This window comes from Methylobacterium sp. UNCCL125, from assembly GCF_900116795.1.
Classification (GTDB): Bacteria; Pseudomonadota; Alphaproteobacteria; order Rhizobiales; family Beijerinckiaceae; genus Methylobacterium; species Methylobacterium fujisawaense.
The window spans coordinates 37,059-57,001 of sequence record NZ_FPBW01000019.1 but is presented as its reverse complement, the minus strand read 5'-3'; the positions used below and the strand labels follow the sequence as shown (position 1 = coordinate 57,001).

Annotated in this window: 23 protein-coding genes and 1 pseudogene; 11 read left to right on the top strand and 13 right to left on the bottom strand. The window is 71.6% G+C overall.

Going from position 1 to position 19,943, the window contains the following annotated elements; genetic code table 11:
* Positions 1-117: 117 nt before the first annotated feature.
* Positions 118-231, bottom strand: a pseudogene (locus BM396_RS33695) (methyl-accepting chemotaxis protein); the annotation flags it as partial.
* 268 nt (positions 232-499) lie between these two features.
* On the opposite strand from BM396_RS33695, the gene BM396_RS19675 reads away from it, so the two are divergent.
* Positions 500-1,534, top strand: a complete 1,035-nt coding sequence (locus BM396_RS19675; RefSeq protein ID WP_043382054.1) for a TerC family protein — start codon at positions 500-502, stop codon at positions 1,532-1,534.
* A 17-nt stretch (positions 1,535-1,551) separates the two neighbouring features.
* Here the strand turns inward: BM396_RS19675 and BM396_RS19670 are convergent, their stop codons facing one another.
* The 3 genes from BM396_RS19670 to BM396_RS19660 form a co-directional block, all read right to left on the bottom strand.
* Positions 1,552-2,307: an N-acetylmuramoyl-L-alanine amidase gene (locus tag BM396_RS19670; protein ID WP_043381954.1), complete on the bottom strand. Its 756-nt coding sequence runs from the start codon at positions 2,305-2,307 to the stop codon at positions 1,552-1,554.
* Positions 2,304-3,044, bottom strand: coding sequence for a TerB family tellurite resistance protein (locus tag BM396_RS19665; protein WP_043381957.1), 741 nt, complete (start codon positions 3,042-3,044; stop codon positions 2,304-2,306). Before BM396_RS19665 ends, BM396_RS19670 begins: the two co-directional genes overlap by 4 nt.
* Before the next feature lie 156 nt (positions 3,045-3,200).
* Positions 3,201-3,470, bottom strand: coding sequence for a hypothetical protein (locus BM396_RS19660; protein WP_043347377.1), 270 nt, complete (start codon positions 3,468-3,470; stop codon positions 3,201-3,203).
* A 245-nt stretch (positions 3,471-3,715) separates the two neighbouring features.
* Here BM396_RS19660 and BM396_RS19655 point away from each other — a divergent pair, with 245 nt between their 5' ends.
* Positions 3,716-4,375 carry an urease accessory protein UreE gene (locus BM396_RS19655; RefSeq protein WP_043381960.1) on the top strand — a complete coding sequence of 220 codons (660 nt, stop codon included), beginning with the start codon at positions 3,716-3,718 and terminating at the stop codon, positions 4,373-4,375.
* 111 nt (positions 4,376-4,486) lie between these two features.
* On the opposite strand, the gene BM396_RS19650 is transcribed toward BM396_RS19655, so the two are convergent.
* The 3 genes from BM396_RS19650 to BM396_RS32860 form a co-directional block, all read right to left on the bottom strand.
* Positions 4,487-4,912, bottom strand: a complete 426-nt coding sequence (locus BM396_RS19650) for a GFA family protein (RefSeq protein WP_043381962.1) — start codon at positions 4,910-4,912, stop codon at positions 4,487-4,489.
* A 163-nt stretch (positions 4,913-5,075) separates the two neighbouring features.
* Positions 5,076-5,291: a hypothetical protein gene (locus BM396_RS19645; protein WP_043381965.1), complete on the bottom strand. Its 216-nt coding sequence runs from the start codon at positions 5,289-5,291 to the stop codon at positions 5,076-5,078.
* Positions 5,292-5,304: 13 nt separating this feature from the next.
* On the bottom strand, positions 5,305-5,475 hold the full coding sequence (locus tag BM396_RS32860) for a hypothetical protein (RefSeq protein WP_158498450.1): 171 nt from the start codon (positions 5,473-5,475) through the stop codon (positions 5,305-5,307).
* 304 nt (positions 5,476-5,779) lie between these two features.
* On the opposite strand from BM396_RS32860, the gene BM396_RS19640 reads away from it, so the two are divergent.
* On the top strand, positions 5,780-6,655 hold the full coding sequence (locus BM396_RS19640; protein ID WP_043381967.1) for an SDR family oxidoreductase: 876 nt from the start codon (positions 5,780-5,782) through the stop codon (positions 6,653-6,655).
* Positions 6,656-6,712: 57 nt separating this feature from the next.
* On the opposite strand, the gene BM396_RS19635 is transcribed toward BM396_RS19640, so the two are convergent.
* The gene (locus BM396_RS19635) at positions 6,713-8,344 is read right to left on the bottom strand and encodes a methyl-accepting chemotaxis protein (RefSeq protein WP_199807246.1); all 1,632 of its coding nucleotides are present in this window, start codon (positions 8,342-8,344) and stop codon (positions 6,713-6,715) included.
* A 442-nt stretch (positions 8,345-8,786) separates the two neighbouring features.
* Here BM396_RS19635 and dusA point away from each other — a divergent pair, with 442 nt between their 5' ends.
* Positions 8,787-9,806, top strand: coding sequence for a tRNA dihydrouridine(20/20a) synthase DusA (dusA, locus tag BM396_RS19630; protein WP_081948644.1), 1,020 nt, complete (start codon positions 8,787-8,789; stop codon positions 9,804-9,806).
* 12 nt (positions 9,807-9,818) lie between these two features.
* Here dusA and BM396_RS19625 read toward each other — a convergent pair whose 3' ends face one another.
* Genes BM396_RS19625 through cobS form a run of 3 tightly spaced genes read right to left on the bottom strand, consistent with a single transcriptional unit; the run spans position 9,819 to position 11,596 of the window.
* On the bottom strand, positions 9,819-10,511 hold the full coding sequence (locus tag BM396_RS19625) for a retropepsin-like aspartic protease family protein (RefSeq protein ID WP_043381975.1): 693 nt from the start codon (positions 10,509-10,511) through the stop codon (positions 9,819-9,821).
* Entirely contained in the window at positions 10,508-10,720 is a 213-nt protein-coding gene (locus BM396_RS19620) for a DUF1289 domain-containing protein (protein ID WP_043381978.1), read from the bottom strand. Before BM396_RS19620 ends, BM396_RS19625 begins: the two co-directional genes overlap by 4 nt.
* Before the next feature lie 51 nt (positions 10,721-10,771).
* Positions 10,772-11,596 carry an adenosylcobinamide-GDP ribazoletransferase gene (cobS, locus tag BM396_RS19615; RefSeq protein ID WP_043355872.1) on the bottom strand — a complete coding sequence of 275 codons (825 nt, stop codon included), beginning with the start codon at positions 11,594-11,596 and terminating at the stop codon, positions 10,772-10,774.
* A gap of 86 nt (positions 11,597-11,682) precedes the next feature.
* Here cobS and cobT point away from each other — a divergent pair, with 86 nt between their 5' ends.
* Positions 11,683-12,723 carry a nicotinate-nucleotide--dimethylbenzimidazole phosphoribosyltransferase gene (gene cobT, locus BM396_RS19610; RefSeq protein ID WP_170861808.1) on the top strand — a complete coding sequence of 347 codons (1,041 nt, stop codon included), beginning with the start codon at positions 11,683-11,685 and terminating at the stop codon, positions 12,721-12,723.
* 30 nt (positions 12,724-12,753) lie between these two features.
* Here the strand turns inward: cobT and BM396_RS19605 are convergent, their stop codons facing one another.
* A complete protein-coding gene (locus tag BM396_RS19605) occupies positions 12,754-14,346 on the bottom strand; it encodes an ABC transporter substrate-binding protein (protein WP_043381983.1) in 1,593 nt (530 codons plus the stop codon).
* Between the two features lie 117 nt (positions 14,347-14,463).
* On the opposite strand from BM396_RS19605, the gene BM396_RS19600 reads away from it, so the two are divergent.
* From BM396_RS19600 to queC, 4 genes are all read left to right on the top strand, one after another.
* Complete coding sequence (locus BM396_RS19600) at positions 14,464-15,141, top strand: GntR family transcriptional regulator (RefSeq protein ID WP_043381987.1); 678 nt, start codon at positions 14,464-14,466, stop codon at positions 15,139-15,141.
* Between the two features lie 103 nt (positions 15,142-15,244).
* On the top strand, positions 15,245-16,210 hold the full coding sequence (locus BM396_RS19595) for a dihydrodipicolinate synthase family protein (protein WP_043355863.1): 966 nt from the start codon (positions 15,245-15,247) through the stop codon (positions 16,208-16,210).
* Between the two features lie 136 nt (positions 16,211-16,346).
* Complete coding sequence (queD, locus tag BM396_RS19590; RefSeq protein WP_043381990.1) at positions 16,347-16,703, top strand: 6-carboxytetrahydropterin synthase QueD; 357 nt, start codon at positions 16,347-16,349, stop codon at positions 16,701-16,703.
* Complete coding sequence (gene queC, locus BM396_RS19585) at positions 16,693-17,412, top strand: 7-cyano-7-deazaguanine synthase QueC (RefSeq protein ID WP_043355856.1); 720 nt, start codon at positions 16,693-16,695, stop codon at positions 17,410-17,412. Before queD ends, queC begins: the two co-directional genes overlap by 11 nt.
* On the opposite strand, the gene BM396_RS19580 is transcribed toward queC, so the two are convergent.
* Positions 17,399-17,965, bottom strand: a complete 567-nt coding sequence (locus BM396_RS19580) for a TetR/AcrR family transcriptional regulator (protein ID WP_043381993.1) — start codon at positions 17,963-17,965, stop codon at positions 17,399-17,401. The genes queC and BM396_RS19580 overlap by 14 nt on opposite strands.
* Positions 17,966-18,091: 126 nt before the next feature.
* Here BM396_RS19580 and BM396_RS19575 point away from each other — a divergent pair, with 126 nt between their 5' ends.
* Together BM396_RS19575 and BM396_RS19570 are read left to right on the top strand one after the other, a co-directional pair.
* A complete protein-coding gene (locus BM396_RS19575) occupies positions 18,092-19,060 on the top strand; it encodes a quinoprotein relay system zinc metallohydrolase 2 (RefSeq protein WP_051976037.1) in 969 nt (322 codons plus the stop codon).
* A gap of 42 nt (positions 19,061-19,102) precedes the next feature.
* Positions 19,103-19,942, top strand: coding sequence for a quinoprotein dehydrogenase-associated SoxYZ-like carrier (locus tag BM396_RS19570; RefSeq protein ID WP_051976038.1), 840 nt, complete (start codon positions 19,103-19,105; stop codon positions 19,940-19,942).
* Position 19,943: the final 1 nt, after the last annotated feature.

The window sequence follows — 19,943 nt, the reverse complement described above, 5'->3', positions numbered from 1 at the left end:
CGAAGACCGTCTCGGGGCACGTGGCGCTGCGATCGACGACGCTCTCGCAGATCCGGACCGTGCCGCCCGGCAAACGGATCCCTCGTCCACCCCGTCAACACACCGCACGCGCGGCTTTTCGATGGGGGCGTTGAGCGCCAGCAGATTGGTCTGTCCGGCGATCCCCTGGATCAGGGTCACGACCTCGCCGATCTGCGCGGCTTGTCCGCTCAACCCCTCCAGTACGGGTGCACGCCGTCCCGAACGCACCGCGAGAGCGGCCGAGCCGACTGAGCCGGCCCGGCCGGGCCGCACATCCGATCCAGGCGCCGCCCACCGGCACATTCCCGATGGAACCATCCGGGGGATGCAGGCCCGCATCCCCAGCCCTGCCCTTGATTCGCCCCGATCACCGCTTACCTCGCCCTTATCGGCTGCGGGCCCCTCTGGCGGGCGCTTCCCAGCGCCCGTGATGTCGGAGCCGATGCTTTCCTTCCGGAATCAGCATCAGGTCCCGCACATGATGGACGTCCTCACCATCGAATGGCTCGGCAAGCCATTGTGGATGTGGCTCGGGTTCCACCTCCTGATCGCCGGCCTGCTCGCCTTCGACCTCGGACTCCTCCACCGCGACAAGGAGCACGAGATCGGCGTCCGGGAGAGCTTGGCTCTCACCGGCTTCTACCTCGCGCTGGGCCTCGCCTTCGGCGGCTGGATCTGGTGGTATCTGGGTCCTCAGTCCGGCGAGGAATACGTCACCGGACTCGTGGTCGAGAAGTCGCTGTCGATGGACAACGTCTTCGTCATCGCCATGATCCTCACGGCGCTCGGCGTCCCCCGGGCTGCCCAGCACCGGGTCCTCCTCTGGGGTATCCTGGCGGCGGTGCTGCTGCGCGGTCTGATGATCGGACTGGGCGCCGCGCTGGTGCACGAGGTGCACTGGGTTCTGTCCCTGTTCGCCGCCTTCCTGATCTATGCCGGCCTGAAGATCCTCGTCTCGGGCGACGAGGAGGAGGGCGACTTCCAGAACAGCGCCGTCGTGCGCTGGTTCAAGTCCACCTTCCGGGTGACGCCGGAGCTGCACGGCCAGCGTTTCACGGTCCGCAAGACCGATCCGAAGACCGGTAGGGTCGCCCTGTACTTCACGCCGCTTGCCCTCGCCCTGGTGCTGGTGAACGGCGCCGACGTGATCTTCGCGGTCGACAGCGTGCCGGCGATCTTCGCGATCACCACCGACACGTTCGTGGTCTACACCTCCAACATCTTCGCGATCCTGGGCCTGCGCGCCCTCTACTTCGCCCTGGCCGCGATGGTCGACAGGTTCGCCTATCTCAAGACCGCGCTCGCCTTCATCCTGATCTTCATCGGCGCCAAGATCGTGGTGGCCGACACGTTCGGGCTCGTGACGGTTCCGCCGTGGGTCTCGCTGGTGGTCACCCTGACGCTGCTGGCGGCCGGCGTCGCCTACAGCCTCTGGCGGACCCGGACCGACGCGCCGGATCAAGCGGATGCGGATTCCGTCCCTCCGCACGAGGCCCGGGCCCACCGCGCCTGAGGCGGGACCGGCGGTCCTCAGGCCGCCGGCAGGGCCGCGATCAGGTCGCGCAGGGTGGTGATGGTGGAGGCGTCGGCGACGCCATCCACCCGCGCCGGACGGAAATGACGCTGGAACGCGGTGATCACCGCCTGGGTGCGCGCGTCGAACAGGCCCGTCACCGGCTGGTCATAGCCGTAGAGTGCGACCATCGCCTGAAGCGCCTCGACGGGCTGGCCGGCATCGCCCCGCGCGAAAAACCGGCCGTCCTGGAGGCGGGCCGGGGGCACGTAATGGCCCACCCCCGCCGCCGCGAGCCGGCTCCAGGGGAAGGTCTCGCCCGGATCCTCCTTGCGTTCGGGTGCGATGTCGGAATGGCCGAGCACCCGCTCCGGCGGGATCGGCCAGCGGCCGATGATGTCCCGGGCCAGGGCGATCACCGCTTCGATCTGCGCGTCCGGGTAGGACGGCAGGCCGCCGGCATGGCCCGGATGGACGATCTCGATCCCGATGGAGCGGGAATTGATATCGGTCTCGCCCTTCCAGGCCCCAGCGCCGGCATGCCAGGCCCGGCGGGCCTCCGGCACCATCTGGACGATGGCGCCATCTTCGAACACGAGATAGTGGGCCGAGACCTCGCTCAGCGGGTCGCGCAGCCGCGCCAGCGCGGCGGCCCCGCTGTCCATGCCGGTGTAATGCAGGACCAGCATGTCGAGCGGCCCCGCGCGCCGGGCTCCGTGGTTCGGCGAGGGCGCGACGCGGCGGGCGAGGGGCGTATCGGGGATGAGGCTCACCGCAGCCCGCGCTCCTGCGCGATCCGGTCGTAGGCTGCGTTGATCGCGGCGAGGCGCCGCGTGGCGATGGCCACCGCCTCCGTCGGCAGGCCGCGGGCGAGCGCCCGATCCGGGTGATGCTCGGCGACCAGCGCGCGGTGGCGCGCCTTCACGGCGGCATCGTCCGCCTCCCGGTCCAGCCCGAGGACGCCGTAGGGATCGTCCGGGAGCCGCACGTGCCGGGCGGCGATGCGCCGGAACGCCACCTCATCGAAGCCGAAGATCCCCGAGACCGCGCGCAGGTAGCGCTCCTCGGCCTCGTGGAGGGCCCCGTCGGCGCCGGCGATCTGGAACAGGCCGTCGAGCACGTCCTCCAGCAGCGCCGGCTCGTCGCCGAAGGTGGTCGCCAGCTGGTGCGCGTAGGCCTCGAAGCCGTTCGTGGTCTTCTTGGCGAGATCGAACAGGCGCTCCACGCCCGCCCGCGCGGACGGCTCCACCTGAATCACCCGGCCGAAGGCCTCGACCTCAGACGGCAGCACGACGCCGTCGGATTTCGCCATCTTGGCGGCGAGCGCCACGAGTCCGGTCGTGAACACGACGTCGCGCGGCGTCCGCCCGAAGGGTGCGCCGACCCGGTCCAGCAGGAAATGGCCCGCGACCCCTCCGATCAGGGCCCCGAGCGGACCGCCGATCGCGAGGCCGATGCCGGCACCGCCGAGCTTCCCCCAGACGCCCTGGGACTTGGTCGCCTGGCTCATGGGCGGCCCGGTCTCGGCGCTGATCCTCGGCTCGGCTCTGTCATCGGGGCGGCGGGGTTCCGGCACCGGGACAGGCCCGGCCGAGCGACGGGATAGACCCTCCGCACGCCGCGAGGAAGGGCCGGGACGCGCCCGGCCCGCCCAGCTCAGTCTCGCTTAGCGGCAGTAGACGTTGCCGTAGGCGTCGCGATAGGTGCCGTAGGGGCAGCGCGGCGCGGTCGAGGCGCCCACGATGGCGCCGCCGGCGCCGCCGATCGCGGCACCCGCCAGGGCACCGCCCGCGCGGCCGGTGGCCGCCGCACCGATCGCCGCACCGGTCAGGGCGCCGAGGCCCGCACCGCCCAGAGCCCGGTCTTCCGGGGTGTTGCAGCCGGCGAGCGAGAGGGCGGCGATGGTGGCGAGGGCGGCTGCCGTCAGCTTCTTCATGGTCCCCAGAACTCCCTTTGTGAATCCGGTCCGGCCGGTGGCCGTGATCGTTGCGGATCGCGTCGAGCTTAGCAGGAAAGGAATGCCGGCCATACGGCTAAGGTTCCATCGGCCGCGAGACGAGTTGCGTCGGGTTCCCGTCTCGCCCTATGCCACGGTTCCGAGGCGGTGCTCCGGCCGGGATGCCGTAGCCCCCTATCCGGCACCACGTCCGGCATCAGTCCGGCACCATGTCCGAGGGTCCCATGCCGACAGCCACCACGATCGTCCGCCGGGCCGCGGTGCGCGCCGACCGCGTCGCCGACACGGTGACCCTCGACCGCGCGGCCCGGGATGCCGTCACGGGACCCCTGGTCGCCGAGGGCGGTCTCGGCTTCGACGTCGCACTCACCAAGGTGGCGGCGCTCGAGGACGGCGACGCCCTGCGCCTCGACGACGGCCGGCTCGTCGCGGTGCGGGCGGCCGCCGAGGATCTCCTGGAGGTGCGCGCCGAGAATCCGGCCCGCCTGCTGCGCCTGGCCTGGCAGCTCGGCGGCAGCCACGTGGATGCCGAGATCGGCGCGGACGTGCTCTACGTTCCGGCGACACCCGCCGCGGCCGAGCTGGTCCGCGGGCAGGGCTGCGTCGCGACCCCGGTCTCCCGCGCCTTCCGGCCCGAGCACGCCGCCCACGATCACAGCACCTGCGGGCACGATCACGGGCACGATCATCATGCCCACGCTCATCACGACCATGATCATCACGATCACGGTCACGGGCATGATCACGATCACGCGCACGACCATGGCCACAGCCACGATCACAGCCACGATCACGAGCACGGGCACCAGAAGCACGGCCATGATCATGCCCACGATCACGGCCACGTGCATGGTCCTGGCTGCGGCTGCGGCCACGATCACTAGCGTTTGAGCCTGGCCTGGCCCGGCTCGGAGCGGCGCTCGGGGGCCGGGCCGGTCAGGCAGGACCGGTCAGGCATCCTGCGCCGGCGCCGGAACGCGGACGGCCCGCCGCCGTCACTCCGCCGGGACGAAGCGCAGCGTGCCGGCGCGCCGCGTGGGCTGGCCGGTGTCGTTCGTGTGATTGACGCCGTCCATCACCGGGACCTCCGGAAAGTCGAAGGGGCTGACCCCGTCCAGGCAGGCCACGTTGACCGCGTGGACGTTCGGGTCCGACCGCCGCTGATGATGCGTGTAGACGCCGCAGCGGGAACAGAAGAAATGCTGCGCCGCCCCGGTATGGAACCGGTAGGTCGTTAGCGCCTCCGCACCCTGCAGGATCCTCACCCCGCCCGGCCGCGCCATGGCGACGACGGCGCCGCGCATGCGGCAGTAGGAGCAGGTGCACCGGCGGATCGACGCGAGATCGTCATCGAGGGCCGCCTCGAAGCGAACGGCCCCGCAATGGCAGCGGCCGGACCGGATCGTCGCATCGTCCGCCATGGTGCTGGGCCTTCCGTGCGATTTCCTGCGATCCGGCTCGGCGACAGATCCGGTCGGCGCCCCGAAGTCTAGGTTTCGGGCGCCGGGCGAACAATCGCCAAGTCGTCACGCAGCGTGTCAGGAAAACTCACGCGGGCCTCCGGGAGGCCGGGATTCCTGCCGGTCACAGGCGTTTCGGCACGGGCCTGCGGCAGTACAGGCGCGCCGCCTCGGCGGACAGGCCGTCCTGGGCGGCCACGCACTGGTCGAGGGTGAGGCCGATGCTGGCCGCGTAGGGCTCGTTGGGCGACAGCGCCGCGCGGGCGAGCGCCGCGAGGTATAGCAGGAAGGCCGCGACCGCGACGATCAGCGCCGCGACGACGGCGCGGTTCAGCAGCATCGCCGGCGTCCGCTCACGGGATCCCGACCAGCAGCAGCGCGAGCACGAGCACCGTCAGCCCCGCCCCGATCAGCGCCACGGCGGTGTAGTCGCGTCCGGACCGCCGCAGGGATGTGCGGCCGGGCCGGACCGTGATCCGCCCCTTGGATCCCTGTCCCGGGTCCCCGTCCCGGGGCGGGCTCACTGCAGCAGGCCCCACAGGCCCGTGGCCAAGCCGAAGGTGAGCGAGAGCATCGCTGCGTAGAGCAGGACGCGATCGATCATGCGGGCGACCCGATCCTCCGGCTGAACCTCGATCATGGCGGGACCTCCTCGCAGCGAGATTGACGAACGCCTGTTGCTGAGCTGTGTCGGCCCATCGCGGGCAGACGGACTCGTGTTGTCCCGGCGGGCGGGGCCGGACGGTGCCGGACGGGGGCGCGGCGCCGCGGCGCCGGAACACCCGGGAGGCCGTGCGGTTGGACCGGCACCCCCACCGGAGACGACGCGTGACCACGAATCCGCTGCACAAGTATCCCCGCCCGCCCTTCGCGGCGCAGCCCCAGAGCTTCCCCGGCAAGACCGGGCGCATGGAGCCGGAACCCGACCATGGCGAGACGAGCTACAAGGGCTCGGGCAAGCTGACCGGCCAGGCGGCGCTGATCACCGGCGGCGATTCCGGCATCGGCCGCGCGGTCGCCATCGCCTTCGCCCGGGAGGGTGCGGACGTCGCCATCTCCTACCTGCCGGACGAGCAGGCCGACGCGGAGGCGGTCGCCCAGTGGATCGAGAAGGCGGGACGGCGCGCGCTGCTCCTGCCGGGCGACCTCAAGGACGCCGCCTACGGGCGCCAGATCGTCGCCCGCACGGTGGAGACGTTCGGGCGCCTCGACGTGCTGGTCAACAACGGCGCGTTCCAGCAGCCGAACGCGGACCTCGCCGGAATCGACGATGCCGTGTTCGAGGATCATTTCCGCACCAACGTGTTCGGGGCGTTCTACGTGACCAAGGCGGCCCTCGCCCATCTGAAGCCCGGCGCCTCGGTGATCTTCACCTCCTCAGTGAATTCCAAGCATCCGATGCCGTCGCTCCTCGCCTACAGCGCCACCAAGGGTGCGCTGAGCAACATGGTGCTGAGCCTCGCCCAGCTGCTCGCGGAAAAGGGCGTGCGCGTGAACGGCGTGCTGCCCGGGCCGATCTGGACGCCGTTCATTCCCTCCGGGATGAGCCAGGATTCGGTGAAATCCTTCGGCAGCCAAGTGCCGTTCGGCCGCCCCGGACAACCGGCCGAACTCGCCTCGGCCTACGTGATGCTGGCCTCGGAGGAGAGCAGCTACACGTCGGGTGCGCTCGTCACGGTGGCGGGAGCCATGCCGGTACTCTGACGCGCCGCGTCGGACGGGCATCCGCCACGGTGGTGCCCATCCGACGCGACCGCGCACTCAGGCGGCCCGCATCTCGGCGAGGAAGCGCATGACCTCGGACCGCAGGGCCTCGGCGCTGCGGCAGACGTCGCCGGCCGCCGCGCCGACCTCCCCGGCCACGCGCTGCGTCGCCTCCGCGGCCGATGAGGCCGAGACCACGTTCTGGCTCACCGAATCGGTGCCCTGGGCAGCCTGGTCGATGTTCTGCGAGATGTGCCCCGTGGCGACCCGCTGCTGCTCGACCGCCGCCGCGATCGCGCTGGCGATGGCGTTCATCGTGTCGACCGTGCCGCCGATGGCGTGCACCGCGTTGACGGCCTCCATGGTCTCGCCCTGGATCGCGGCGATCTGCGCGGTGATCTCCTCGGTGGCCTTCGCGGTCTGTCCGGCCAGCCCCTTCACCTCGGCGGCGACCACCGCGAAACCCCGCCCCGACTCGCCGGCCCGCGCCGCCTCGATGGTCGCGTTGAGCGCCAGGAGGTTCGTCTGCTCGGCGATCGCCGAGATGATCCGCACGACCTCCCCGATCTTCTCCGCGGCCCCGGCGAGCCCGCGGATCTGCCGGTCGGTCCGCTCCGCCTCCGTCACCGCCTGACCGGCGATCTCGGCCGACTTGGCGACCTGGCCGCTGATCTCCCCGATCGAGGCGGACAGCTCCTCGGTGGCGGCCGCCACCGTCTGCACGTTGGCCGCCGCCTGCTGCGCAGACCCGGCCGCCGAGCCGGCCTGCTGCGCCGCCTCCGCGGCGATCTCCGACATCGCCCGGCAGGCTTCCCGCATCCCGGCCGCCGCGGTGTCGACCCGCGCCAGCAACTGGCTCGCCTCGGCATCGAAGCTGCGGGTCACCGCCTCCACCCAGTGGGCGCGCTCCTGCCGCCGCTCCTGCTCGGCCCGCTGCTCGGCCGATAGAGTCTGGGCCTGGATCATGCTGTCCCGGAACACGCCGGCGGCCTCGGCCATCTGGCCGATCTCATCGCGCCGGCCGCGCCCCGGGATGGCGACATCCATCTCGCCGCCTGCGAGCCGCCGCAGGGCGGCCGTGAACGCGCTCAGGGGGCGCGTGATGCTGCGTGCCAGCAGAAACCCGACCACCCCGACCCCGATGGCGAGCGGGACCAGCCAGAGCAGGGTGGTGACGATCCGTGCCCGGTCCAAGGCGTGGATGTCGTCCACGTACAGGGCGGAGTTGATGACCCATTGCCAGGGCTCGTAGGCGAGCGAGTAGGCGACCTTCGGCGCGGGCTCGGTCTCACCGAGGCGGGCCCAACGGTACTCGGTGAAGCCGCCGCCCTCCTGAGCGTGCCGGATCATCGTCCAGACGAAGGTCTTCTTCATCGCCGCGTCGTCGCGGGACCGCGTGCCCTCGATCTTGGGATCGGGATGCACGACGTTGCGGCCGATATCGCCCGGGGTCGAGCTATAGACGAAGACGTAGTCGCCACCGTTGTAGCGCATCGCCCGCAGCGCGTCGGCAGCGCGCCGCCGCGCCTCGTCGGCCGTCATCGCGCCGGCCTCCGCCTGCTTGGCAAACGTCGCCACGATGCTGTGGGCCGACTCGACCTGGGCGCGGATGGCGGCCTTGCGGCCGTCCATCATCACTCCGCCGATGGAGGAGACCTGCACACCCACGATCGATATGAATGCCAACATTATCCCGCCTATAATATAGAAGACCTTTTTCCCGATAGTCATTTCTGTTAATTCCCAATATAAATTGGTAAAATACGCACCTGCGCGAGACAGAATCAAATGCTCCACGGCACCGCACCGGCCCATCATCTTCTTTACATTGGAATGATTCCATGCCGGCCGCACATGGGAGCCATGCTGCAGCCCGGTTTTCACCGACATGGTGCGATCGCCGAGGGATTTACTGGCCGGCCGGACCACGCGCCTGACCGAGCCCGCGCCTCACCGAGCCAAAGGCCAGCCGCGACGCCGGCGACGGACTGACCGGCACCGCACGGCGTTTCGCCGGGCGGCCTCCCGTGGTATCCGGCGCCCTCCCGCGCCATCGGCCGGACCCCGGACGCGCGGCCTCCGGCGGGACGCATGGCGGGCGGGATACGGGTCACAGCACGGATCAGGGAACGTGACGGCGGCTGACGAACGCGGCGCACTGGCGGGATGGCGGTTTTCCGTCGCCCCGATGATGGACTGGACGGACCGGCATTGCCGGGCCTTCCACCGGTCCCTCTCGGCGCGCGCCCGGCTCTACACCGAGATGGTGACCACCGGCGCAGTGCTGCACGGGCCGCGGGAGCGCCTGCTCGGCTTCGCGGATGTCGAGCACCCGGTGGCGGTCCAGCTCGGCGGCTCGGATCCGGCGGACTTGGCGCAGGCCGCGCGGATCGCCGCGGATTTCGGCTACGACGAGGTCAATCTCAATGTCGGCTGCCCCTCGGACCGGGTGCAGGAGGGCCGCTTCGGCGCCTGCCTGATGCGCGAGCCGGCCCTTGTGGGCGACTGCGTCGCCGCCCTGAAGGCGGCGGTCTCCGTGCCGGTCACGGTGAAGTGCCGGATCGGCGTCGACGACCAGGATCCCGAGGCCGCGCTCGACACCCTGGCCGACGCCGTGATGGCGGCGGGCGTCGACGGGCTGATCGTCCATGCGCGCAAGGCTTGGCTCCAGGGGCTCTCGCCCAAGGAGAACCGGGACGTGCCGCCTCTCGATTACGGACGCGCGGCCCGGCTGAAGCAGCGGCTGCCCGGCCTGCCGATCGCGGTCAATGGCGGCCTGCGCGACCTGGACGCCGCGCGGGCGCGGCTCGCCGAGGTCGACGGCGTGATGGTCGGCCGCGCCGCCTATACCGAGCCGGCGCTGCTGCTCGGTGTCGATCCCGACCTGTTCGGCGTGCCGGCACCGGCCCCCGACGCTTTCGCGGCGATCGCGACATTCGAGCCCTATATCGCAGCGACCCTGGCCCGAGGCGAGCGGCTGCACGCGGTGACGCGGCACATGCTCGGTCTGTTCAACGGCCGGCCGGGGGCGCGGGCCTACCGACGCCATCTCTCGACCCACGGCATGCGCCCGGAGGCGGACCTCGCGACCCTGCGGGAGGCGGTGGCGCTGGTCTCCCGCGCGGCGCCCGAAGAAGCCCGCGCGGCCTGAGCGGCGGCCCGGTTAGGGACGCCGCAGGATCAGGCGGTCGCCCCGCACCTCGTAGCCGGACAGCCGCGACAGGAAGGTCTGGCCGAGGAGGTTCGCGGAGAGCGCGCCGGGCTTGGCCACCATGGCGTTGACCCGCCGCTCGGTGATCGTGCCGACGCTGAGCGAGTCGAGCTGGGTCGGCGCCGCGTAGGTGATGCCGTTGGCGGTGGAGACGCGGGCGGTGAAATCGGCGGGCGCGGGGGTGAGGCCGAGGGCGGCGGCGTTCTCGGCGGTGAGCACGACGCTGCTCGCCCCGGTGTCGAACAGGAAGGGCTGCACCCGGCCGTTCACCTCGGCATCGACGCGGAAATCGCCGTCCGCCCGCCGGGTGACGGTGACGGCCCCGTCGGCGCCCGGGGTCGCACTCCCCGGCCGGAGATCGCCGAGCACCCGGGCGCCGACATCCTGGATCCGGTCGCGGTAGCTGTAGCCGATCACGAGGGCGAGGCCGATCAGCCCCCAGGCCAGGAGCGCCTGCAGGTTCGCGCCGAGCCGCGCCGTGAATTGCCGCCAGAATCCGGCCACCACCAGGAGCAGGATCGTGCCGGTCCAGGCGAGGTTGGCGAGCTGATCGGGCCCGATCACGCCGCCGACGCTGTCGCTGCCGTCGCTGAGGACCAGGGCGACGGCCACCAGGGCGAGGGCGGCGAGGCCGAGATAGATCATGACGGCAGCGGCGCTTCCAGAGGCGTGAGGCCGGCGGCCCGCATCCGGGCTTCGAGCCCCGCCATGACGGTGCGGCGCTGCATCTCCGACAGCGCCCCCCAGGCGGCGATCTCGTCGCGGGTCCGCCCGCAGCCGCAGCACAATCCGGTCGGGGCGTCGAGCACGCAGACCTTGGTGCAGGGCGAGGAGGGTTTTGGCGCGGGCGGCATCGGGAAACCTTGGGCGGGGGATCGTGGCCGGGTCAAGACGCGTTGGCTTCCTCACTCCGCCCAAGCCGCCACCAGGGCCAGCAGCGCGGCGATCTCCGCGACCTGCTGGCAGGCGCCGATCACGTCCCCGGTCTGCCCCCCGATCCTGGCGCGGGCGAGCCGGGTCAGGGCCAAAGCCGCGAGGCCGGCGCACAGGATCATCGACACGACCCCGCCGAACGGCAGGCCGAGCGGCACGGCGCCGAGGGCCAGCACCGCACCGAGGCCGAGGGCGGTGGCGAGGCTCGCCCGGTCCGGGCGGCCCACCGCGGCGGCGAGCCCGCCGGGCCGGGCCGGCTCCAGCAGCACCATCGGGGCGAGGGCGGCGACCCGCGACAGGGCGGCGGCCAGGATCAGGCCGGTGACGGCGGCGTACCCGGTCCGGTCGAGGAGCGTGGCCAGGGCGCCGATCCGCAGGGCCAGGGCCAGGACCAGGGCCGCGCCCCCGTAGGCGCCGATCCGGCTGTCGCGCATGATCTCCAGGCGGCGCTCCCGGGTGGTGCCGCCGCCGAACCCGTCGGCGACGTCGGCGAGCCCGTCCTCGTGCAGGGCGCCCGTGGCCACCACCAGTACGGCGATGGCGAGCGTCGCGGCCAGGAACGGCCCGAGCCCGATCCACCAGCCGCCGGCCAGGACCAGGGCCGCGGGCAGGGCCAGGATCAGGCCGGCCAGCGGCAGCATCCGGGGCAGGGTGGTGAAGTCGGGGCTGCGATGCGGGTCCGGCTCGCCGGGCAGTTGCGGCACCGGCAGGCGGGAGTAGAAGCGCAGGCACCCGGCGAGGTCGTAGAGGGCGCCGCGCCCGGGCCAGTCGGCCTCCCCGCCGGTCTGCCTGTTCATCGCGGTCTCTCGCATCCGCCCGCCACCGCGCGCCGGTCCATTATAGTCTCCCCGTCCGGGGGCGCCCACAGGAAATCATCGCCGCCATGACCGACCCGATGACCGCTCCCGAACCCGGTCCCTTCGACGACATCCGCAACCTGCTGAAGGCGATGCCGGGCCCCGACGCGGAGGCGAAGGCCGCGGTCGCCGCCCGGGACGCGACCCTGACGAAGCCCGCGGGCTCGCTGGGGCGGCTGGAGAGCCTCGTGACGTGGCTGGCGGCATGGCAGGGTAAGGCGCCCCCGAGCTTCGACCGGCCGCTGGTCTGCGTCTTCGCCGGCAGCCACGGGGTCACCCGCCGCGGCGTCTCGGCCTTCCCGGACGCGGTCAACCGGCAGATGCTCGACAATTTCGCCGCCGGGGGCGGGGCGATCAACCAGATCTGCGCGGCCTACGGCCTCGGCTTCAAGGTGTTCGACCTCGCCCTCGACATGCCCACCGGCGACATCACGGAAGCGCCGGCCCTCGACGAGCGCGCCACGGTGGCCACCATGGCGTTCGGCATGGAGGCGGTGGCCGCCGGTACCGACTGCCTCGGCATCGGCGAGATGGGCATCGGCAACACCACCGTGGCGGCCGCCCTCTACGCCGCCCTGTTCGGCGGCGATCCCGCCCACTGGGTCGGGCGCGGCACCGGCGTCGACCGGGACGGCCTGTCCCGGAAGGTCGCGGCCGTGGAGGCGGCGCTCGCCCACCATGCCGGCCATCTCGACGACCCGCTCCAGGTCCTGGCGCGCCTCGGCGGCCGGGAGATCGCCGCCATGGCGGGGGCGATCCTGGCCGCCAGGCTCCAGCGCATCCCGGTGGTGATCGACGGCTACGTGGCCACCGCCGCGGCGGCCGTGCTCCACGCCGCCGACCCGAGCGCCCTCGACCATTGCCTCGCCGGCCACGTCTCGGCGGAGGGCGTCCACGCCGAGGTGCTGGAGCGGCTCGGTCTGGTGCCGCTGTTGGCGCTCGGCATGCGCCTCGGCGAGGCCTCGGGCGCCGGCATGGCGATGGGCCTGCTGAAGGGCGCGCTCGCCTGCCACACCGGCATGGCGACCTTCGCGCAGGCCGGTGTGTCCGAGAAAGGGGCGGGCTAGGACCGCCGCGGGCGCTCCGACCCTCCAGGCTCAGGCGGTCTTCTCGATGTTCCAGAAGAACTGCACGGGCGCCATCACCATGCCCTTGAGCTTCGAACTCACGGCCATCGGCTGCTGCACGAGGCCCGCAGGGGCGTAGGGCACGACCGCGAAGGCGCGCTCCTCGATGCGGGCGGCCAGCGCCTTCTGCTGCGCCTCGTCGCTCGTGGCGATCCACTCGCTGCGCAGGGTCTCGAGCGTCGGGTCGTCCGGCCAGCCGAACCACGCGGCCTGACCGTTGGCCCGGATCAGCGGGTGGAGCGCCGGGTTCAGGACGTCGGCCCCCGACCAGAGCGTGTGGAACAGCGACCAGCCGCCGGCATCGACCGGCCCGCGGTTGCCGCGGCGGGCGATGAAGCTGCCCCAGTCGGTGGAGACCAGATCGACAGTCATCCCGAGCTGCTTGAGCAGATCCTGGGTCACGAGCGACTGGTTGTAGGCGATCGGCTGGTCGGCCGGGGCCAGCAGCACCACGCGCTCGCCCTTGTAGCCGGCCTTGGCCAGCATCGCCTTGGCCTTGGCGAGGTCCCCCTGCATGGCGGCGGCCCCGCCGGCACCGGTCGACATCGGCGAGCCCGGCGTGAAGAAGGTCTTGGCCTCCCGGTAGTATTCGGGGCTGCCGACCACCGCCTGCATGTAGTCGTCCTGCTGCATGGCCATCATCACGGCCCGGCGGATCTCGGGATTGTTGAACGGCGGCTGCGTGTGGTTGAACCGCATCAGCAGGATCAGCCCGAGCGGGACGTTGCGGATCTCGATCCCGGGCTTGCCCTTCAGGACGGGGATCAGGTCGATCGCCGGCTGCTCGTACCAGTCCACCGCCCCCTGGATCATCGCGCCCACCGCCGCCGAGGCCTCGGTGATGGCCAGCCACTCGATCCGGTCGACCTTGGCGACCTTGCCGCCGGCCGCCCAGGAGGGCGCCTCCTCGCGGGGCCGGTAGCCGGCGTGGCGGGTGTAGATCGCGTTCTGGCCGGGAATCCATTCCCGCGCCTCGAACCGCCAGGGCCCGGACCCCATGGCGACGGCGATCGGCTTGGACGCGTCCTGAAGGGCGATGCGCTCCGGCATGATGAAGGGCACGTTGGAGGACAGCTTGCCCAACGCCGCCGGGAGCAGGGGGAAGGGCTGCTTCAGGCTGATCGTGAAGGTCCGGGCGTCCTCCTGGCCGTATTCCGCCACGAATCCCGCCAGGGTCTGACCGAAGGCGTCGCGCTTGGACCAGCGCGCGATGGACGCGATGCAGTCCTTGGCCTCGACGGGGGAGCCGTCATGGAAGGTGAGACCGTCGCGGAGATGGAAGGTCCAGCGCAGGCCGTCGGGCGCGGTCTGCCACTCGCGGACCATCTGCGGCTGGATCCGGAAATTCTCGTCGGTGGCGAACAGCGTGTCGTAGACGAGATAGCCGTGGTTGCGGATGACGTAGCTCGTGGCGACGATCGGATCGAGGGACGGCAGGGGCGTCGACGGGATGAAGCGCAGCACGCTGCCGCCGCCGGGCTGGGCCCGGACCAGGTGCGGGAGGCCGAGGCCGGCGGCCGCGCCTGCGGTTCCGGCCAGAAGCTGGCGACGGGAGAGCTTCATCGCGGGCACCCTTGTCCTGATCGAGCCCGTTGCCCGATTGATTTTATACAATTTCAACACCGGAGCTCCGCCGTCAAGGGTCCTGCGGAGCTCCCGGGGGCGACCGGGAGCGAGACGATGAAGAACCGGACCATCGCGGGTTCGATCGGGACCGAGATCCGGCGACGCATCCTCGACGGGCGCTATCCGGCCGGCTCGCAGCTCCGCCAGGACGGGCTCGCGGCGGAGTTCGGGGCCAGCCGGATCCCGGTGCGGGAAGCCCTGTTCCAGCTCGAGGCCGAGGGCCTCGTGCGGATCCTGCCCCATCGCGGCGCCATGGTGGCGCCGCTCTCGCCGGCGGACGCGGCCGAGGCCCTGGAACTCCGGGGCGCCCTCGAGCCCCGCCTCCTGTCCCTGTCGGCGCCCAACCTGACCGCCGACGATTACGCCCGGGCCGACGCCCTGCTGGAGGATTACGCCGCGGCGTTGCGCGACGGCGCGACGGCGCTCTGGGGCGCCCTCAACACGGAGCTGCACCTCCTCCTCTACAGCCGGGCCGAGCGGCCCCGCGCCCTCGCTCTCGTCGGCTCCCTCCTGGCCGAGTGCGACCGCTACACGCGCCTGCAGCTCTCGACGGACAATGCCGAGCTGGAACGGGCCGACCGCGAGCACCGCGAGATCGTCCGGCTCTGCCGCAACGGCCACGTCTCGGCGGCCTGCGCCCTCCTGACCGACCATATCGACCACGTCGCGTCCGCGCTGATGGCCTTCCTGGGCGACGCCTCGGCGACCCCCACCAAGCGCGAGATTGTATAAAATTCTTGCCAGAATCGCGCGTCGCTGCCATGAAGAGGGGCGCCAACCCGCGAGGCCCGACAGGCCGGCCGGGGCGATTCTCCTCCCAGCAGACGAGCCGGCGATGGCCTTCGACCGACACATCTTCTCCGGCACGATCCCGGCCCTGATGACCCCCTGCCGGCCGGACCGGACACCCGATCTCGACGCCCTGGCGCGGAAGGGGAAGGACCTCGTCGCCGCGGGGATGTCGGCGGTGGTCTATTGCGGCTCGATGGGTGACTGGCCGCTGCTCACCGACGAGGAGCGGATGGCGGGCGTCGAGCGGCTGCTGGCGGCCGGCGTCCCGGTCATCGTCGGGACCGGGGCCCAGAACCCGAAGCGGGCGGCGGCGCTCGCCGCCCACGCCAAGGCGGCCGGCGCCCAGGGCCTGATGATCATCCCGCGGGTCCTGTCGCGGGGGAGCGCGGCCGCGGCGCAGGAAGCCCATTTCTCCGGCATCCTCGAGGCGGCGGTCGACCTGCCGTCGGTGATCTACAACAGCCCCTATTACGGGTTCGAGACCCGGGCGGACCTGTTCTTCCGCCTGCGCACCCGGTATCCGCACCTCGTCGGCTTCAAGGAGTTCGGCGGCGCGGCCTCGCTCACCTACGCGGCCGAGCACATCACCGGCCAGTCGCCCGACATCACCCTGATGGTCGGGGTGGATACGCAGGTGGTGCACGGCTACGTCAATTGCGGCGCCCGGGGCGCCATCACGGGCATCGGCAACGTCCTGCCGCGGGAGGTCCTCCACCTCGTCGCCCTGTGCGAGAAGGCCGCCGCGGGCGACGTCCAGGCCCGCCGCCGGGCGGAGGAGCTCGACGCCGCACTGGCGATCCTGTCGAGCTTCGACGAGGGGCCGGACCTCGTCCTGTACTACAAGCACCTGATGGTGCTGGAAGGAAACCCGGAATACGCCCTCCACTTCAACGCCACCGACGCGCTGAGCGCCGGCCAGCGCCACTACGCGGAGACGCAGCTGCGCCTGTTCAAGGCCTGGTACGCCCGGTGGTCGGAAGAGGCCGCGGAGGACCGCCCCCGGGCCTGACCCTGCACCGGGGCGGCCCTCCTCGGCCATCGGGGGAGGGGCGGGCGGCACGCCCCGGAACAGCCAGCCTTTGCGCGAAACGGTCCGTCGGCGCTATTGCGGGTGCGAGATCGGTCCCAGCCCGCGAACCCCGCCCATGAAGATCACCCAAGCCTTCACCTTCGAGGCGGCCCACCGGCTGCCGAACGTGCCCGAGACCCACCGCTGCCACCGGATGCACGGGCATTCCTACCGGGTCGAGCTGACGGTGGCCGGTCCGGTCGATGCCCACACCGGCTGGGTGATCGACTTCTACGACATCGAGTCGATCTTCGGGCCGCTGCTCGCCCGGCTCGACCACCATTGCCTCAACGAGATCGAGGGGCTGGAGAACCCGACCGCCGAGAACATCGCGGCGTGGATCTGGCAGCGCCTCCGGCCGGACCTGCCGGGCCTCGCGCTGGTGCGGGTCGCCGAGACCCCGATGTCCTGGGCCGAGTACGATGGCGAGTGAGGCCGCGCCTTCGGGGGACCGCGCCGCGCTGGTGCTGTTCTCCGGCGGCCAGGATTCGGCCACCTGCCTCGCCTGGGCGCTGGACCGGTTCGACCATGTCGAGACCCTCGGCTTCGATTACGGACAGCGCCACCGGGTCGAGCTCGACCGCCGCGCCGCCCTGCGGGCGGGCACGACGGACCTCAATCCCGACTGGGCGCCCCGCCTCGGGGCGGACCACACGCTCGCCCTCGACGCCCTCGGGCAGGTGTCCGAGACGGCACTCACCCGGGAGGCCGCGATCGGCTACGAGGCGTCGGGCCTGCCCAACACCTTCGTGCCCGGCCGCAACCTCGTCTTCCTGACCTTCGCGGCGGCGCTCGCCTACCGGCGGGGCCTCCGGCACGTGGTCGGCGGGATGTGCGAGACCGACTATTCCGGCTACCCGGACTGCCGCGACGACACGATCAAGGCCCTGCAGGTGGCGCTCAACCTCGGCATGGAGCGGCGCTTCGTCCTGCACACGCCGCTGATGTGGCTCGACAAGGCGCAGACCTGGGAACTGGCCGAGACGTTGGGGGGCCGAGCGCTGGTCGACCTGATCGTCGAGGAGAGCCACACCTGCTACCTCGGCGAGCGCGGGCAGCGGCATCCCTGGGGCTACGGCTGCGGGACCTGCCCGGCCTGCCGCCTCCGGGCGGACGGCTACGCGCGGTTCACTGCGGCCTGAGCCCGTCCACCAGGACCGCCAGCGTCCCCCGGAAGGCCGCCGGGCTCGCGAACAGGCGCTCCATCAGCAGCGCCCCCTCCAGGGTGGCGACGACGTAGCGGGCGAGCGCCGCCGGATCCGCGCCGCCGCGGACGCTCCCGTCCGCCTGCCCCTCCCGCAGGATCGCCTCCAGCCACGCGAGGTGATCCGCGAAGAAGGCCGCAATGTCCCGGCGCAGGCGCTCGGGCAGGGCCTCGCCCTCGATGGCGAGCGCCGCGCACAGGCAGCCGAGCCCCTGCTCGACACCGCCGAGATAGAGCCGGCCATAGGCCTCGACCCGGCCCGGCCCGTCCGGGACGTCCCGGCGGATCGCCTCCAGGGCGGCGGCGTAGCGCGCCGCATAGGCCGCCACCAGGGCGGCGCCGAGATCGATCTTGGTGGGGAAGTGGTGGTGGATGCTCGCCTTGCGGATGCCCACCGCCGCCGCGAGGTCGGCGTAGCTGAAGCCGGCATAGCCGCGTCCCCGCACCAGGGTCTCGGCCTGCATCAGCAGCTCGGCGCGGGTATCCCTCATCGCGGCGATCGTCGCTCCGGCTCACGCGAATGTGGGGCCGGCCGCGATCCCGATCGCGGCGCACCCCTTGACGGAGGAGCAATCTACCTACTTAATGGTAGACAATCAAGATCGGGAGGTTTCGGCATGACGGCATCCGCCGTCCATCCGAGGACGTTCGCCGCCGGCGCCGGGCTGACGCGGCGGCACGCGCTCTTCGCGGGGCTCTGCCTGTGCTGCCTGCCGACGCTGGGCCGCGCCGCCGAGAGCTTCACGATGGAGGAGGTCGGTCCGGGCGTGTTCGTGCGCAAGGGCCTGATCGCCGACGCAACCTCCGACAATGCGGACGCCATCGCGAATATCGGCTTCCTCATCGGCAAGAGCGGCGTGCTGGTGACGGAATCCGGCGGCAGCCTCGCGGACGGCCAGTGGCTGCGCGCCGAGATCGTCAAGCGCACGCAGAAGCCGATCACCCACGTCGTGCTGACCCATGTCCATCCCGACCACGTCTTCGGCGCGGGGGCGTTCGTCCAGGACAAGCCGGTCTTCATCGGCCACGCCAAGCTCACCGAGGCGCTCTCGGCCCGCGGCGAGTTCTACCGCAAGCGCCTGATCGATCTCCTGGGCGAGGACCGGACCGGGCCGGTGGTCTACCCGACGATGAGCGTGGCCGACACGGCCGAGATCGACCTCGGCGACCGGCGCCTGACCTTCACGGCGCACGGGCCGGCGCACACCACCTCGGACCTGTCGATGATCGATTCCGGCAGCGGCCTGCTGTTCCCCGCCGACCTGCTGTTCGTGAACCGGATCCCGTCCCTCGACGGCAGCCTCAAGGGCTGGCTGAGCGAGATCGAGCGCCTGAAGGCCATGGGTGCCTCACGGGCGGTGCCGGGCCACGGCCCCGTCGCGGTGGATCTCGCCCCGGCGCTGTCCGACCTTACCGGCTACCTGACCGCCCTCCGCGACGGGACCCGGGCTGCGATCGCCAAGGACGTCCCCATCGAGAAGGCGGTGACGCGCGTCGCCGCGGACCAGCGGGACCAGTGGGCGCTGTTCGAGACCTACAACGGCCGCAACGTCACCGTGGCCTATCAGGAACTCGAGTGGGAATAGGATTTTCGGTTCCCCATATCGGATGACAACGGGAGGCACGCCATGACCCACCGGATCGGAAAGACCCTCTCCACCCTCGCCCTCAGCGCCGCCCTGGCGGCGACCGCCCTGTCCGGCCCCCTCGTCCACGCTGCGCAGGCGGCGGGCGCCTCCGATACCGATCAGGAGCGGGCGGCCCGCTGGCAGGAGATCGCCAAGTCGATCTTCGGCGACCGCCAGATCGCCCAGACCGACAGCCTCGTGAAGATCGACGCCCCCGCCCGGGCGCTCGACGCCGCCCTGGTGCCGATCACCCTGACCATGCCCAACGACGGGCAGATCAAGGCGGTCTCGCTGATCATCGACGACAACCCGGCGCCCTACGCGGCCAAGTTCGAGTTCGGACCGGCCGCCGACCCGGCCGAGTTGAAGCTGCGCGTGCGGGTCAACAACTACACCGACATGCACGCCGTGGTGGAGACGCAGGACGGCAAGCTCTACGAGGCCAAGCAGTTCGTGAAGGCGTCCGGCGGCTGTTCGGCCCCGATGGGCATGAGCGACGAGGAGGCCATGAAGGGCATGGGCGACATGCGCATGAAGTTCGCCGAGACCCAGCCCGGCAAGCCCGTGGAGGCGACGCTGATGATCCGCCACCCGAATTTCTCGGGCATGCAGATGAACCAGGTGACCCGCGACTACACGCCGGCGCGCTACATCGACAAGCTCACCGTCTCGGCGGGCGACCGGACGGTCTTCACCATGACGGGCGACATCTCCATCGCCTCGAACCCGGTGATCAACTTCGCCTTCAAGCCGGACGGCAAGCCGATCCAGGTGGCGGCTTCCGACAACCAGGGCGGGCGCTGGCAGCACAGCTTCACCCCGCCGGGCCCGACGAACTGAC

What these genes read in the sequence shown, in the direction of transcription:
- BM396_RS19570 (WP_051976038.1), top strand. Translation starts at nt 19,103, where the DNA reads ATGACCCACCGGATCGGAAAGACCCTCTCCACCCTCGCCCTCAGCGCC.
- queD (WP_043381990.1), top strand. Translation starts at nt 16,347, where the DNA reads ATGAAGATCACCCAAGCCTTCACCTTCGAGGCGGCCCACCGGCTGCCG.
- BM396_RS19620 (WP_043381978.1), bottom strand. Translation starts at nt 10,720, where the DNA reads ATGCCGCCCGCGCCAAAACCCTCCTCGCCCTGCACCAAGGTCTGCGTG.
- BM396_RS19600 (WP_043381987.1), top strand. Translation starts at nt 14,464, where the DNA reads ATGAAGAACCGGACCATCGCGGGTTCGATCGGGACCGAGATCCGGCGA.
- cobS (WP_043355872.1), bottom strand. Translation starts at nt 11,596, where the DNA reads ATGAACAGGCAGACCGGCGGGGAGGCCGACTGGCCCGGGCGCGGCGCC.
- BM396_RS19675 (WP_043382054.1), top strand. Translation starts at nt 500, where the DNA reads ATGATGGACGTCCTCACCATCGAATGGCTCGGCAAGCCATTGTGGATG.
- BM396_RS19605 (WP_043381983.1), bottom strand. Translation starts at nt 14,346, where the DNA reads ATGAAGCTCTCCCGTCGCCAGCTTCTGGCCGGAACCGCAGGCGCGGCC.
- queC (WP_043355856.1), top strand. Translation starts at nt 16,693, where the DNA reads ATGGCGAGTGAGGCCGCGCCTTCGGGGGACCGCGCCGCGCTGGTGCTG.
- BM396_RS19660 (WP_043347377.1), bottom strand. Translation starts at nt 3,470, where the DNA reads ATGAAGAAGCTGACGGCAGCCGCCCTCGCCACCATCGCCGCCCTCTCG.
- BM396_RS19650 (WP_043381962.1), bottom strand. Translation starts at nt 4,912, where the DNA reads ATGGCGGACGATGCGACGATCCGGTCCGGCCGCTGCCATTGCGGGGCC.
- BM396_RS19580 (WP_043381993.1), bottom strand. Translation starts at nt 17,965, where the DNA reads ATGAGGGATACCCGCGCCGAGCTGCTGATGCAGGCCGAGACCCTGGTG.
- BM396_RS19635 (WP_199807246.1), bottom strand. Translation starts at nt 8,344, where the DNA reads ATGTTGGCATTCATATCGATCGTGGGTGTGCAGGTCTCCTCCATCGGC.
- BM396_RS19665 (WP_043381957.1), bottom strand. Translation starts at nt 3,044, where the DNA reads ATGAGCCAGGCGACCAAGTCCCAGGGCGTCTGGGGGAAGCTCGGCGGT.
- BM396_RS19575 (WP_051976037.1), top strand. Translation starts at nt 18,092, where the DNA reads ATGACGGCATCCGCCGTCCATCCGAGGACGTTCGCCGCCGGCGCCGGG.
- BM396_RS19625 (WP_043381975.1), bottom strand. Translation starts at nt 10,511, where the DNA reads ATGATCTATCTCGGCCTCGCCGCCCTCGCCCTGGTGGCCGTCGCCCTG.
- BM396_RS19655 (WP_043381960.1), top strand. Translation starts at nt 3,716, where the DNA reads ATGCCGACAGCCACCACGATCGTCCGCCGGGCCGCGGTGCGCGCCGAC.
- cobT (WP_170861808.1), top strand. Translation starts at nt 11,683, where the DNA reads ATGACCGACCCGATGACCGCTCCCGAACCCGGTCCCTTCGACGACATC.
- BM396_RS19595 (WP_043355863.1), top strand. Translation starts at nt 15,245, where the DNA reads ATGGCCTTCGACCGACACATCTTCTCCGGCACGATCCCGGCCCTGATG.
- BM396_RS19645 (WP_043381965.1), bottom strand. Translation starts at nt 5,291, where the DNA reads ATGCTGCTGAACCGCGCCGTCGTCGCGGCGCTGATCGTCGCGGTCGCG.